The organism is Micromonospora sp. AMSO12t, assembly GCF_008806585.1.
Taxonomy (GTDB): Bacteria; Actinomycetota; Actinomycetes; order Mycobacteriales; family Micromonosporaceae; genus Micromonospora; species Micromonospora reichwaldensis.
The window spans coordinates 1-12,930 of sequence record NZ_WAAS01000187.1; the positions used below are offsets into that span (position 1 = coordinate 1).

Genomic DNA, 12,930 nt, shown 5'->3' on the forward strand with positions numbered 1-12,930 from the left:
CTCCTCCCTCCTTCCCTTCCGGCGCCGATCATGCAGTCGCGGTGCCCCGCACAAGCCGCGTATGCCCGCAAAACCGGCACCAGAAGTGCATGATCGACCAGTCGAGGGCGTCGAGGGCGTGGTCAGGGGGTTGTGCGGGTGATGCGGTCTAGCCATTCGGCCAGCAGGGTTCGTTCGGCGGGGGTGAAATCCGTGGTGAGGGTGTCGAGGGCGGCGCGCAGCGCCACCGCGTGCCGGACCGGACGGTCGGCCCGGGAGGTCGCCCGGGCGGCGGGGGAGTCGGTGACCAGGGCGGCGAGCACCGCCTCCCGGGTCCGGGTCGACAGGGCCGGGTCGCGCCCTGGCGGCTGCGTCCGGATCAGGGTGAGGGTGACCCCGCACGCGGTGGCGTGCAGCATCTCGGTCGCCTGGTCGACGCTCGTGCGCAGTCGACCCGCCTCGGCCACCCGGTGCACGAGCTGGCGCAGGATGTCGGCCGCGACCCGGGCCGCGGTCGGGGTCTCGCCGGGGCGGGGGTCGCCGTACATGAGGGCGTGGAAGGCCGGGTTGGCCACGCCGAAGCCGACGTGCAGGTCCCAGCCCCGGCGCAGCTCGTCGACCGGGTCGTCGGCGAGGTCCCCGGCCGCTTGGGCGTGCAGGTACGCGGCGAACCCGTAGCTGGCCGCCGCATCCAGCAGGCCGCGCATGTCGCCGAACTGACGGTAGAGGGTGGGCGCCTGCACCCCCGCCGCCCGGCTGACCGCGCGGGTGGAGACGGCCTCCCGGCCGCCCTCGGCGAGCAGCGCGGCGGCGGCCCGGACGATCCGGTCCCGGGGCGACGTCTCGGTGATCATGGCAGCGACGATAACGCCTTCACGTTAGCGCCAGGTGTTAACGGTGCTGTCGGCATGTCGTTAGCGCTGTTGCTCGACGCCGGCCAGGTCCAGCACGGCGCCGAGCCCGTTGGCCCGACCCGCCTCGGCGGCCGGCAGCACCAGCACCGCGCACCCGGCCGCGACGGCCCCCGCGTCGGCCGGGGTGTCGCCCACCATCAGCGTCCGCTCCGGATCGACGCCGAGCATCCCGCAGGCGCGCAGGAAGATCCCCGGGTCCGGCTTGCAGCGCCCCACCTCGTACGAGAGCACGAACGCGTCGACCAGCCCGGCCAGCCCCCAGGCCTCGAAGTGCGGCCGGATGTCGAAGCCGATGTTGCTGACGACGGCCACCCGGACGCCCCCGGCCCGCAGCGCGTCCAGCGTCGCCGCGGTGTCCGGGTAGGGCACCCAGCCCTCGGGCACCAGCACCCGCTCGTAGAGCGCCTCCGCGAAGCCCTCGATGCCCGCGTCCACGGTCTCGGCCAGCCCCGTGTAGGCGCCGCGGTGGGCGTACGGGTAGAGGTCCCGGTCGGCCCAGAGCTCGGCCAGCCGGGGCGGCACCCGGGTGGGCAGCGGCCCGCCCGCCCGGCCGGCGGTCAGCAGCCGGTCGGCCAGCGCGGTGGCCCGCATCCGCTCCAGGGTCACCCCGCAGGCGGCGGCGGCCGCGAGCACCCAGTCCCGGGGCTCCTCCACCTGGGCCAGGGTGCCGTGGAAGTCGAGCAGGACCGCCTCCACCGGCCGGCGGGACGGACCCGGGCGGACGGCGTCGTCGGCGCCGCGCGAGGCGTGGGGCGGTTCGGCATGATCCGGCACGTCGTGCACCCTACCGACCGCCTCCGACCCCCCTGCCGGTCGGCCTTGTCCGGTGGCTGTCGGCGGCACGCATTAATCTTGGAGGCATGTCGAGCCCCGCCGAGCGGTACGCAGCGGCGCGCCGCCGGGCCGCGCAGGCCTCACAGTTCCCGGCACTTGACGAGTTCGCCCTCGATCTGGGGTTCGACCTCGACGACTTTCAGCGGGAGGCGTGCCAGGCGCTGGAACGGGGCAGCGGCGTCCTGGTCTGCGCCCCGACCGGTGCCGGCAAGACGGTGGTCGGCGAGTTCGCCGTACACCTGGCCCTGCGCGGCACGCCGGCGCCCCCGGCCGGCGACGGGGCCGCCCCGCCCCGCCGGCGCAAGTGCTTCTACACCACCCCGATCAAGGCGCTGTCGAACCAGAAGTACCACGACCTGGTCGACCGCTACGGCGCCGAGCAGGTCGGGCTGCTCACCGGCGACAACGCCATCAACGGCGACGCCCCGGTGGTGGTGATGACCACCGAGGTGCTGCGCAACATGCTCTACGCCGGCTCGGCCACCCTCGACGGCCTGGCCTACGTGGTGATGGACGAGGTGCACTACCTCGCCGACCGGTTCCGTGGCGGGGTGTGGGAAGAGGTGATCATCCACCTGCCCGCCTCGGTCACCCTGGTCTCCCTGTCGGCCACCGTGTCCAACGCCGAGGAGTTCGCCGACTGGCTGGTCACCGTGCGCGGCGAGACGGCCGTGGTGGTCAGCGAGCACCGCCCGGTGCCGCTGTGGCAGCACATGCTGGTAGGCAAGCGGATGTTCGACCTGTTCCACGACGCCGACGCCGCCCGCAAGCACGACGTGCACCCCGAGCTGCTGCGCTACACCCGCGACACCATGCGCCGCCTCGAGCTCGGCGAGGGGCGCAGCGCCGGTCCCGGCGGCGGCCGGCGCGGGCCCCGCTGGCGCGGCCCGATGCGCCCCGACATCGTCGACCGGCTCGACCGGGAGGGGCTGTTGCCGGCGATCCTGTTCATCTTCAGCCGCGCCGGCTGCGCCGCCGCCGTGCAGCAGTGCCTCGCCGCGGGCCTGCGGCTCACCTCCCCCGAGGAGCGGGCCGAGATCCGCCGCGTCGTCGAGTCGCGGGTCACCGCCATCCCCGGCGAGGACCTGACCGTCCTCGGCTACTGGGAGTGGCTCGACGGCCTCGAACGCGGCCTGGCCGCCCACCACGCCGGCATGCTGCCGGTGTTCAAGGAGGTCGTCGAGGAGCTCTTCGTCCGGGGCCTGGTCAAGGCGGTCTTCGCCACCGAGACGCTCGCCCTGGGCATCAACATGCCGGCCCGCTGCGTCGTGCTGGAACGCCTGGTGAAATACAACGGCGAGGCGCACGTCGACCTGACGCCGGGGGAGTACACCCAGCTCACGGGCCGCGCCGGCCGGCGGGGCATCGACGTCGAGGGGCACGCCGTCGTCGTCTGGTCCCCGGAGACCGACCCCCGGCACGTGGCCGGTCTCGCCTCCACCCGCACCTACCCGCTGCGGTCCAGTTTCCGACCGTCGTACAACATGGCGGTCAACCTGGTCGGCACGGTCGGCGCCGAGCCGGCCCGCGCGCTGCTGGAGTCCTCGTTCGCCCAGTTCCAGGCGGACCGCTCGGTGGTCGGCCTGGCCCGGCAGGTGCAGCGCAACACCGAGACCATCGAGGCGTACGGCGCGGAGGCGGCCTGCCACCACGGCGACTTCGACGAGTACTTCGCGCTGCGGGTGGCGATCGGCGAGCGGGAGCGGGCGATCGCCCGGCAGGGGCAGAGCCAGCGCAAGGCCGCCGCGGTGGCCTCGCTGGAGCGGCTGCGGATCGGCGACGTGATCCGGGTGCCGTCGGGCCGGCGGGCCGGCCTGGCCGTCGTGCTCGACCCGGCCACCGGCGGCTTCGGCGAGCCCCGGCCGCTGGTGCTGACCCAGGACCGCTGGGCGGGCCGGGTCAGCCCGGGGGACTTCACCACCCCGGCCGAGGTGCTGGCGCGGATCCGGGTGCCGAAGCACTTCAACCACCGGTCCCCGGCGGCCCGGCGCGATCTGGCCGCCGAGGTCAGCGGCACCGGGCTGGACCGGCACGGCGGCCGCCGCGGCGGCCGGTCCCGGCAGGCCGTCGGCGAGGACCACCGGCTCAGCCAGCTCCGCACCGAGCTGCGCCGGCATCCCTGCCACGCCTGCCCCGACCGCGAGGAGCACGCCCGCTGGGCGGAGCGGCGCCGCCGCCTGGAGAACGACACCGAGGAGCTGCGGCAGCGGGTGGCCGGCCGGACCGGCTCGCTGGCGCGCACGTTCGACCGGATCGTGGCGCTGCTCACCGCCCGGGGCTACCTGGCGCCCGACGGCGCGGTGACCGACGCCGGCCGGATGCTCGGCCGGATCTGGACCGAGGCGGACCTGCTGGTCGCCGAGTGCCTGCGGCGCGGGGTGTGGGACGGGCTCTCCCCGGCCGAACTGGCGGCGGCGGTCTCCGTGGTGGTCTTCGAGGCGCGCCGCGACGTCGACGAGCGGGCGTCGCTGCCGCGCGGCCCCGTGGCCGAGGCGGTCGACGAGACGCTCAAGCTGTGGAGCGAGATCGAGGCCGACGAGGCGGCCCGGGGCCTCACCGTCACCCGGGAGCCCGACCTCGGCTTCGCCTGGCCGGTCTACCGCTGGGCGCGGGGCGAGGCGCTCGCGAAGGTCCTCGGCAGCGGCCACGAGATCGACGGCGAGATGCCGGCCGGCGACTTCGTCCGCTGGGCGCGGCAGGTGGTCGACCTGCTCGGCCAGCTCGCCGACTCCGGCGGCGCCCCGGCGGAGCTCAGGTCCACCGCCCGGCAGGCGATCGGCGCCGTGAACCGGGGTGTGCTGGCCTACCACGCCCCCGCCTGACCGTCACTGTCCGTTACCAGATATCGAAATCGACGCATCGCTTAGTCACCGCGACGGCACCCCCCGAATTGTCCGGGGGGTGCCGTCGTGCCTGGTCACGGCATCCCTGATCATTGCTGCGGCGCGGGATCGCGCGTCGGTGGAACGATCTGGGAGAAGGCCGCCGTGGCGGAGATCAATCACTTCGAGTACGGGTGGATCACCCCCGCGCTCAGCTACGCGCTGTCGGTGCTGGGCTCGGCCCTGGGGCTGATCTGCGCGGGCCGGATCCGCACGGCGGGCAGCGCGGGCCAGCGTGCCTGGTGGGGAACCCTGGCGGCCTGGGCCATCGGTGGCACCGCCATCTGGACCATGCACTTCATGGCGATGCTCGGCTTCGCCGTCGAGGGCACCCGGATCCGGTACGACGTGCCGATCACCGTGGCCAGCGCGATGATCGCGGTGATCGCGGTCGGCATCGGCCTGGCCATCGTCGGCACCGGGCGGTTCTCCGCCGTGCGGCTGCTCGCCGGGGGCCTGTTCACGGGGGCGGGGGTCGCCGCGATGCACTACACCGGCATGGCGGCCATGCGGCTCAACGGTCGGATCGACTACGACACCACCCGGGTCGTGCTGTCGGTCGTGATCGCGGTGGTCGCGGCCACGGTGGCGCTCTGGCTGGCGATGACCGTCCGCCGGGGGCTGGCGATCGTCGGCTCGGCGCTGCTGATGGGCGTCGCCGTCAACGGCATGCACTTCACCGGGATGAGCGCCATGTCGGTGCATCGGCACGCCGGGCAGGGCGAGGTGTCCGGCGCCGGCGTCAGCACCCTGCTCGTGCCGATCATCCTCGCGGTGGTGTTCGGCGTGGTCGGGCTGGTCTACGCGCTGCTGGCCGCCCCTACCGCCGAGGACCGGGCCGCCACCGCGTACTTCGACGACCTGCGGGGCCAGGAGCCGGCCGAGGCGTCGCCGCCGCCGGCGCCGGACCCGGTGGGGCTGCGGGCCCGGTCCACACTCGGCCAGCCGGGCACCCCGTTTCCGTCCCGCCGGGGCAACCCGCCGCGCTGACCCGTCCAGCGGGTCGACGCCGCCCGCCGTGCCGCGGCACTGCGGGCGGCGCTTGCTGGTCGATGGCGCGGGCTGCCACCACGATGAGCGCACCGCCGCCGACCACGAGGTGGTGTCGGCCGGATCGAGGTCGTGGGAGCGGTTGATTTTCGGGCATACGGCTCAGCGGCCAGCCGGTACCAGGGAGAGTCGGCGCAGAGGCCCGCGTGTCGAAGGAGGACTCGTGCGACCCACCCGCCGGCTACTGGCGCTGCTCGGGCTCGCTGCGGCGATGCCCCTGGTCGCGGCCGTCATCCTTGTCTGGATACCGTTCCGCAATGCGCAGGGTCTGATACCACAGAGCTCTGCGGTATGGCCGTACGACTCGTACCACGACATGCGCTGGCTGCTGGTCTACCACAACTCCTGGTTGATGTTCGGGCTCCTCTTGCTGGGCGCGATCGTGCTGCGAGGGCTCTACTCCGCGGCCCTGGTCGGCCTGGCCTGGCCGGCAGGCGTACGGCGGCCGCCGTTCCGGGCGTTGGCGCGGCGCAACCTCGAAGTCGCGGCGTTCACGGCGGTCCTCGTCCTACCGTTCGCCGCGTATGCGGTCGCCGCGTCGGTGGTGTCGCTGTCCTGGTTCCTGTTCGCCTCGCTGATTCCCATGATCCTCCTCGCCCCCTTTCTGCAGCGGATGGCCGTGGGCCGGGGCCTGTGGCGGGGACTGCCTTCGGCCGAGCTCGTCGGCTGGTCGCTGCTCGACTTCGTGGTGATCTCGGTGGCCGGTGGCGCGGTGTGGCAGGTTCCCGCGTTGATGACGCCGCTCGTCGCCGCGGGCGCGGGCGCGGCCAACGGCCTGCTGTGGAACCGGACGGTGCGGGCGGCCGTGCTGCAGCCGCGGGTACGGTGGCGGCGGGTGCCGGTGGTGCCGATCGCTGTGGTGCTCGCGCTGGCCACTCCGCTGGTGTCGCAGGTGATCACCTCGCCCCGCCACGAACGGAACACCTTCGTCCCGCCCGTCTTCGACCGGCCGCTGCCCGCGAGGGTGCGCTACGCGGTGATCCTGCTGGCCGGGCACGAATCCGCGTACGACGGCCGCCCGTTGGGGGACCCGGCGGCCGAGTGGTTCTCATACGCTGGCCTGGACGCGGGTGGCCGCCCGCTGCCGTACCGGCGGTATGACACCCACCGGTCGCTGGACTCCAGCGCGGAACTGCTCGCCGCGCAGGTGGACGCGCTGCATCGGCGGACCGGCAGGCCCATCGCCCTGGTCGGCCGAAGTGAGGGGGCGATGGTGGCCCGGCGCTACCTCGGCGATCGGCCGGACCCGCGGGTGCAGGCACTGGCGATGTTCAGCCCGCTGGTCCGCGCCGGACGCGCGTACTACCCACCCCCGGACGTCAGCACCGGCTGGGGTCTGGCCGCCGGCTGGCTGCTGCGGGGGATGTTCGCTGTCACGCAGGTCGGCAGGACAGCCGCCACCACGCCGGACGAGCCGTTCATCCGCTCACTGATGGACGAAGACGGGCCCTTTTTCCGCCTGCACATGATGTGTCCCGTCCCGGGGGTCCGGGCGATCGCCTTCCTGCCGACGGTCACCGCGTCCGAGGCGCCACCGGACCCGTACATCCGCATCCCGACGGTCGAGGCACCGTCCTTCCACGGGGGGCTCATCGGTCGCCCGGTCATCGAGGACCAGTTGATCGACTTTCTCGCCGGCGAGGATGTCAACGTCCGGCGCCGGGAGTACGGCCTCCTGGAGCGGCTGGGTGCGGCCTGGCACGCACCCAACCTGGCGCTGCGCATCAACCCGGTCTGGGAACCCACCGTGCCGTCCGGCACGCCGGCCTTCTCGACGGCACTCTACTGCCGTCCGCTGCGGCAACCAGACTGACAACCAGTTCAGACCCGCGAAGCGGGGGTCCGGCTCGCCGCGCGCAGCTGCCCGGCGAGCAACCAGAGGGCCACGGCGGCGAGCGCCGCCGTCATCCAGACCGCCAGCGGACGGTACGGCAGCAGCAGGATGCCGAGCCCGATGCCCACCGTTGCGGTGACGATCGCCGCGACGGTGGTGGCGCGCCGGTCGACGAGCACCGCCAGCCCGGCCACGGCGGTCGCCACCCCGCCGACCAGTCGGACCCAGCCCCAGCTGGTGATGTCGAGGTGGAACATCTCCGCGCTGGCGATGTCGACGTACGGCTCGAGCGGAACGATGGCGAGCCCGGTGAGGAAGTCGATCCCCCCGGCCGCGCCCAACAGCACCGCCGCCAGGTAGCGCCGGCTCCGTCGCTCGCTGTCCGGGCCGATGCCGTCCGGAGCCGGCCCGTCTCCCGGCATGCTTCCTCCGCCCGTCGTCTCCGCCGCCGTGCAGCCCGTACCCGAGCCGCCGCAGGGGATTCCACCAGGCTATCGAGGCTCGCCCTGCCCCGCCGCCGGTAGCGGAGCCTGTTGGCTCAGGGACGGACCGGGAGGTTTCCGGGGCGTCGCGCCACTGGCCGCGGTGCGCGGCGGTGAGGATCTTGGCTTTGGGGCTGTGATCGAGGATGCCCCCGCTCAGTCGAGCGCCGACTCACCGCCGGGGTAGGCGAAGGACGAGCGCGGTGAATAGAAGCCCCACACGATTTCGAGCGGCTCGGCGGGACGCAGGGCGTGGACCGGGTGGTCGGGTGCCAGGAACTCCACCGACTCGATCCCGAAGGGATCGACCGGCTCCGCGACGAAGGGGTAGTTCCCGCTCAGCAGCCTGCCGTCGAGCCGGGTCAGGTAGCGGAGCTGTCCACGGTTCACGGCGTCACCGGTGCGTCCGACCCGGGCCGTCGTGCGGATCACCGGTACGCCGTCCGCCTCGGTGGTGGCGACCAGCCGATGCCCCTTCACCTCGATCGTGGTGGTACCGGCGCTCGCCGGGGCGCCCCGCGCGACGGCGTAGTCGCGGACCACCGGGCTGGAGTTGACGTAGTGCGTCCACCAGCGGCCGGGGGTCACCCCGTCCGGGGCGTCGACCCCGGACAGGTCCGGACCGAGATACGTCAGCGAGTAGGCGCCGAAGCCGGAGGTCTGCACGGCGTCGTCAACGACGTACTGGTTCATGAAGACCTGCCGGTTCGGGGCCGGCTCGAGGCCCTGCGGCACCAACGCGGCAACGGCGTCGGGGTCGGCCGGAACCCAGCCGAAATAGATCATCCGGCTGTTCACCACGAGCTGCGGTGCGGCGAGCTCAGTCATGAGGGCTCCTTCCACGCAACTGATCGGTCGCTACGACGCTACGTGGCACACCCCGTGCGGAGACCGACGGATTGGCGACACCGGCAGCGCTGCGCCACCGCCCTGATCGCGCGATGACGGGTGAGCGCATCGACGTGTCGCCCGACCGTCGGGCCGACACCTTGCAGGCGTGGCCGCGCGAGCACCCGGCGTCGAGACGGTGTGCCGGGACAGCTCCGGCGCCCACACCGGGGCCACGGGCCTGCCCCGTGGCCGCGCGGACGTGGGTCAGGCGCGCTGCGCGAGGGCGTCGACCAGGCGGCGTGCCGAGCCGGCCAGGTTCCACTCGCCGGCCAGCTCCAGCAGCCGGTCGGGGTCGGCCGGCTCGGTCGGCAGTTCGGTGGCCAGCTCGGGCAGCGGCACGTCGAGGGCGACCCGGACCACCTGCGGCGCGACGGCCAGGTAGTCACGCGCGGCGGCGAGCTTGGTGCGCAGCCCGGGGGCGAAGCCGGAGTTGGGCTCGTCCAAGGCGGCCAGAATGCCCGCGATGTCGCCGTAGCGCTCGACGAGCCGGGCGGCCGTCTTCTCGCCCACGCCCGCCACCCCGGGCAGCCCGTCGCTGGGGTCGCCCCGCAGGGCGGCGAAGTCGGCGTAGCGGTCGGCCGGCACCCCGTAGCGGGCGCGCACCGCGGCGTCGTCGCAGTCGTCCAGCTTGGCCACGCCCCGCCCGACGTAGAGCAGCCGCACGGGGCGTGCGTCGTCGACGAGTTGGAACAGGTCCCGGTCGCCGGAGACCACCTCGACCGGCGCCGGCTGGGTCACCGAGAGGGTGCCGAGCACGTCGTCGGCCTCGTAGCCGGTGGCGCCGACGTGGGCGATCCCGACGGCGTCGAGCACCTCCAGGATCAGGGGGACCTGCGGGCTGAGCGTGTCGGGCACCACCTCGCCGCCCTCGGGGGCCACCCGGTGGGCCTTGTAGGACGGCAGCAGCGCCACCCGCCAGTCGGGCCGCCAGTCGTGGTCCATCGCGCAGACCATCCGGTCGGGCCGGCGGGTGCGGATCAGGCTCGCCAGCATGTCGAGGAAGCCGCGCACCGCGTTGACGGGGCTGCCGTCGGCGGCCCGGGCCGCCGACTCGGGAATGCCGAAGTAGGCCCGGAAGTAGAGACTGGGCGCGTCGATGAGCAGGATCGGGGGTCGCTGTGCCACGTTCGACAGCCTGGCACACCCCACCGACGATCAGGGGGCGCGGCGCGGCGGGTCAGGGACGTTCGTGGTCGCGGTACAGCGTCTCGCGGCGGGCCACGTACTGCAGGCCGTAGCTGGCGAGCAGCAGCACGATCGCGACCGACACCTCGAGCCAGGCCGCCGTGCCGTCGGCGACGGTCACCCCGACGGCCAGCAGCACCAGGCCCGCGACGGCGAGGAGGCCCGCCCAGAGCAGCCGGCGGCGTCGGGTCGCGGGGCGCTCCCGGTCCGTCGCTGCCACGGCGGTCGGTCCTCTCCGTCGGCGACCCGTCCGCGCCCAGCCTATCGGCGCGTACGGCCGCCGGCGGCGAAACCGGGCTGCGGGCACGCCGCTCCGCGCGCAGACTTGCCGGTGTGACGTTCGTTGCGGGCCTGACGCTCGGCCGCCGGTTTCACGACGAGGTGCTCGCCCCGATCCTGCGTCGACGCTTCCCCGACCTGCGGTACGCGGCCGGGCTGCTCGACGGCGGCTCGGAGCTGCTCGGCCTGGACACCCCGCGCTCCACCGACCACGACTGGGGGCCGCGCGGGCAGCTCTTCGTCGGCGCGGCCGACGCGGCGCGGATCCCGCAGCTGCGCGCGGCGCTGGACGCCGACCTGCCGGCGGAGTTCCTCGGCTGGCCCACCCGCTTCACCGGGGAGGGCCGGCTGGGGGTCGCCGACCGGGCGGGCAGCCGCCACGGCGTCACGATCGACGAGCCGGGCGGCTGGTGGCGCGAGCGGCTGGGCTTCGACCCCGCTGCCGGCGTCACCACGGCGGACTGGCTGGCCACGCCGACGCAGCGGCTGGCCGAGGTGACCGGCGGCGAGGTGTTCCACGACGGTCTCGACGGCGCGCTGACCGGGGCCCGGGCGGCGCTGGCGTGGTACCCGGACGACGTGTGGCGGCACGTGCTCGCCGCCGCGTGGACCCGCGTCGCCCAGGCCGAACACCTGCCCGGGCGCTGTGCCGAGACCGGCGACGAGCTCGGCAGCCGGGTGGTCGCCGCCGGGCTGGCCCGGGACCTGATGCGGCTCGGCCTGCTGCTGCACCGCCGCTGGCCCCCGTACGACAAGTGGCTGGGCACGTTGTTCGCCCGGCTGCCCGACGCGGCGCCCCTGGTCGCGGCCCTGGCCGACGCGCTCGGCCCGGGCGACTGGCGCAGGCGGGAGGACGGGCTGGTCCGGGCGCTGGAGGCCCTCGCCGCCCGGACCGACGACACCGGCCTGGCGGCCCCGGTGCGCGCCCGGTCCCGGCCCTTCCACCGGCGGCCGTTCCTGGTCCTGGACGCCGGTCGGATCGCCGGCGCGCTGCGGGCCGCCATCACCGACCCGGTGCTGCGCGGGCGTCCGCCCCTCGGCGCGGTCGACCAGTACGTCGACAGCGTCGACGTGCTGACCCACGCGCACCGGGTCCGCCGGCTCGCCGCCGCGCTGCCGGTCGCGGCGGACCGACCGGGCTGACGCGGGCCGGGCCGAGGGGGAGATGGCGGCTGTCGCTGCGGATCGGCGGCGCACGGGGCCGGGCCGACGTGCGGGTGGTGCCGAGGGCCAGCCGATGGCGGGCGGTGCCGGCGCGGTGGGGCCCCGCCCCGCCGAGGCGGTGACGGGGCCCGTGCCGCTCAGGCGGGCAGCCGCCAGACCTGGTTGGCGCCGCCGAAGCAGTCCCAGATCTGCAGCCGGGTGCCGTCGGCGGAGCTGTTGCCGGTGGCGTCGAGGCACCTGTTGGACGCCGGGTTGCGCAGCGTGCCGTTGGCCTGGGCCTGCCAGACCTGCGCGCCGGTGCCGTTGCAGTCCCACAGCTGCACCTTGGCGCCGTTGGCGGTGGAGGCGCTGGTCACGTCGGCGCACTTGCCGAGGGCGCGCAGCGTGCCGTCGGCGCCCACCGTCCAGCTCTGGGCGTTGGTGCCGTTACACGCGTAGAGCTGCACGGCGGTGCCGTTGGCGGTGCCGGCGGCGGCCGCGTCGACGCACTTGCCGCCGATGCCGGTGATCGGGCCGGTGCGCCCGACGGGCGGCGGGGTGGTGCCGCCGGTGGCGGTGTCGTAGATGGCGCTGACCAGGGAGGTGGCGCCGGTGGTGTCCTGGCTCAGTTCCCAGTTCATCATGCCGCCGGCGTTGGCCATGGCCCACTGGGTCTTGCGCTTGACCGTCGGGATGCCGTTGTAGCACTGCTGGGTCCCGCCGACCGTGGTGCAGTCGCGGTTGGCGTTGGCCGGGTCCATGGCGACCAGTGCGGCGTACGTGTGGTAGCCGGGTCGGCTGTAGAACGGCACGCCGAGTACCGCCTTGCGGGCGGGCAGGCCCCGGGACTTCCAGTAGTTGACGGCGTTGATCGACCAGTCGTAGTTGGCGTGCGGGCTGCCGCCGTCGTACGCCATGATGTTGAGCCAGTCCACGTGGCCGAACACGGCCGGCTGCACGCCCTCGGCGTACCAGCCCTCGGAGACGACGGCGGCGGTGAGCAGCTTGCCCCGGCTGTGCAGGGCGCCGGCCAGCTGCTGCATCAGCGCCGTGTAGTTGGTGGCCGAGGCGCCCGGGTCCGGGTACTCCCAGTCCATGTCGACGCCGTCGAGGTTGTACTGGTTGACGAAGTTGACGACGTTGTTGACGAACGTCGTGCGGCTGCCGGCGTTGGCGGCGAGCGCCTCGAAGGCGGAGTCGTCGCCGTTGTTCCAGCCGCCGATCGCGATCGACACCTTGACGTTGCTGGCGTGGCCGCGGGAGACCAGCTGGGAGAGCTTGGCGGGGTTCTCCACCGGGCGGAGGCTGCCGTCGCCGTTGGGCAGCACGAACGCGTAGTTGACGTGGGTCAGCTTGGCGTACTGCACCGCGTTGACGTCGCCGGTCCAGGACGGCAGGTAGCCGACGCTGCGGAAGTCGTTGGGCAGCGCGGCGGCCTGCGCGGGGGCGGGGGCCAG

Annotated in this window: 11 protein-coding genes; 4 read left to right on the top strand and 7 right to left on the bottom strand. The window is 74.2% G+C overall.

Annotated elements, in window-relative coordinates:
- Positions 1-122 precede the first annotated feature (122 nt).
- A complete protein-coding gene (locus F6X68_RS23125) occupies positions 123-833 on the bottom strand; it encodes a TetR/AcrR family transcriptional regulator (RefSeq protein ID WP_151456250.1) in 711 nt (236 codons plus the stop codon).
- Positions 834-893: 60 nt separating this feature from the next.
- Complete coding sequence (locus F6X68_RS23130) at positions 894-1,667, bottom strand: HAD family hydrolase (RefSeq protein ID WP_151456251.1); 774 nt, start codon at positions 1,665-1,667, stop codon at positions 894-896.
- Between the two features lie 86 nt (positions 1,668-1,753).
- On the opposite strand from F6X68_RS23130, the gene F6X68_RS23135 reads away from it, so the two are divergent.
- The 3 genes from F6X68_RS23135 (at position 1,754) to F6X68_RS23145 (ending at position 7,472) form a co-directional block, all read left to right on the top strand.
- Positions 1,754-4,549 carry an RNA helicase gene (locus F6X68_RS23135; protein ID WP_151456252.1) on the top strand — a complete coding sequence of 932 codons (2,796 nt, stop codon included), beginning with the start codon at positions 1,754-1,756 and terminating at the stop codon, positions 4,547-4,549.
- A 165-nt stretch (positions 4,550-4,714) separates the two neighbouring features.
- Positions 4,715-5,599 (top strand): MHYT domain-containing protein, encoded by an 885-nt coding sequence (locus tag F6X68_RS23140; protein WP_151456253.1) that lies wholly within the window; start codon positions 4,715-4,717, stop codon positions 5,597-5,599.
- A gap of 223 nt (positions 5,600-5,822) precedes the next feature.
- Positions 5,823-7,472: a triacylglycerol lipase gene (locus F6X68_RS23145; RefSeq protein ID WP_225852379.1), complete on the top strand. Its 1,650-nt coding sequence runs from the start codon at positions 5,823-5,825 to the stop codon at positions 7,470-7,472.
- Between the two features lie 8 nt (positions 7,473-7,480).
- Here F6X68_RS23145 and F6X68_RS23150 read toward each other — a convergent pair whose 3' ends face one another.
- The 4 genes from F6X68_RS23150 to F6X68_RS23165 form a co-directional block, all read right to left on the bottom strand.
- Positions 7,481-7,915: a hypothetical protein gene (locus tag F6X68_RS23150; RefSeq protein WP_151456254.1), complete on the bottom strand. Its 435-nt coding sequence runs from the start codon at positions 7,913-7,915 to the stop codon at positions 7,481-7,483.
- 216 nt (positions 7,916-8,131) lie between these two features.
- Positions 8,132-8,803, bottom strand: coding sequence for a hypothetical protein (locus F6X68_RS23155; RefSeq protein WP_151456255.1), 672 nt, complete (start codon positions 8,801-8,803; stop codon positions 8,132-8,134).
- 267 nt (positions 8,804-9,070) lie between these two features.
- Positions 9,071-9,991 (bottom strand): 5'-3' exonuclease, encoded by a 921-nt coding sequence (locus tag F6X68_RS23160; protein ID WP_151456256.1) that lies wholly within the window; start codon positions 9,989-9,991, stop codon positions 9,071-9,073.
- A gap of 52 nt (positions 9,992-10,043) precedes the next feature.
- Complete coding sequence (locus F6X68_RS23165; protein WP_151456257.1) at positions 10,044-10,271, bottom strand: DUF3040 domain-containing protein; 228 nt, start codon at positions 10,269-10,271, stop codon at positions 10,044-10,046.
- A 113-nt stretch (positions 10,272-10,384) separates the two neighbouring features.
- Here F6X68_RS23165 and F6X68_RS23170 point away from each other — a divergent pair, with 113 nt between their 5' ends.
- Complete coding sequence (locus F6X68_RS23170; protein WP_151456258.1) at positions 10,385-11,473, top strand: DUF4037 domain-containing protein; 1,089 nt, start codon at positions 10,385-10,387, stop codon at positions 11,471-11,473.
- A gap of 158 nt (positions 11,474-11,631) precedes the next feature.
- Here F6X68_RS23170 and F6X68_RS23175 read toward each other — a convergent pair.
- Positions 11,632-12,930 (bottom strand): glycosyl hydrolase family 18 protein (locus F6X68_RS23175; protein WP_151456259.1); only part of this gene is annotated, 1,299 nt, incomplete at its 5' end.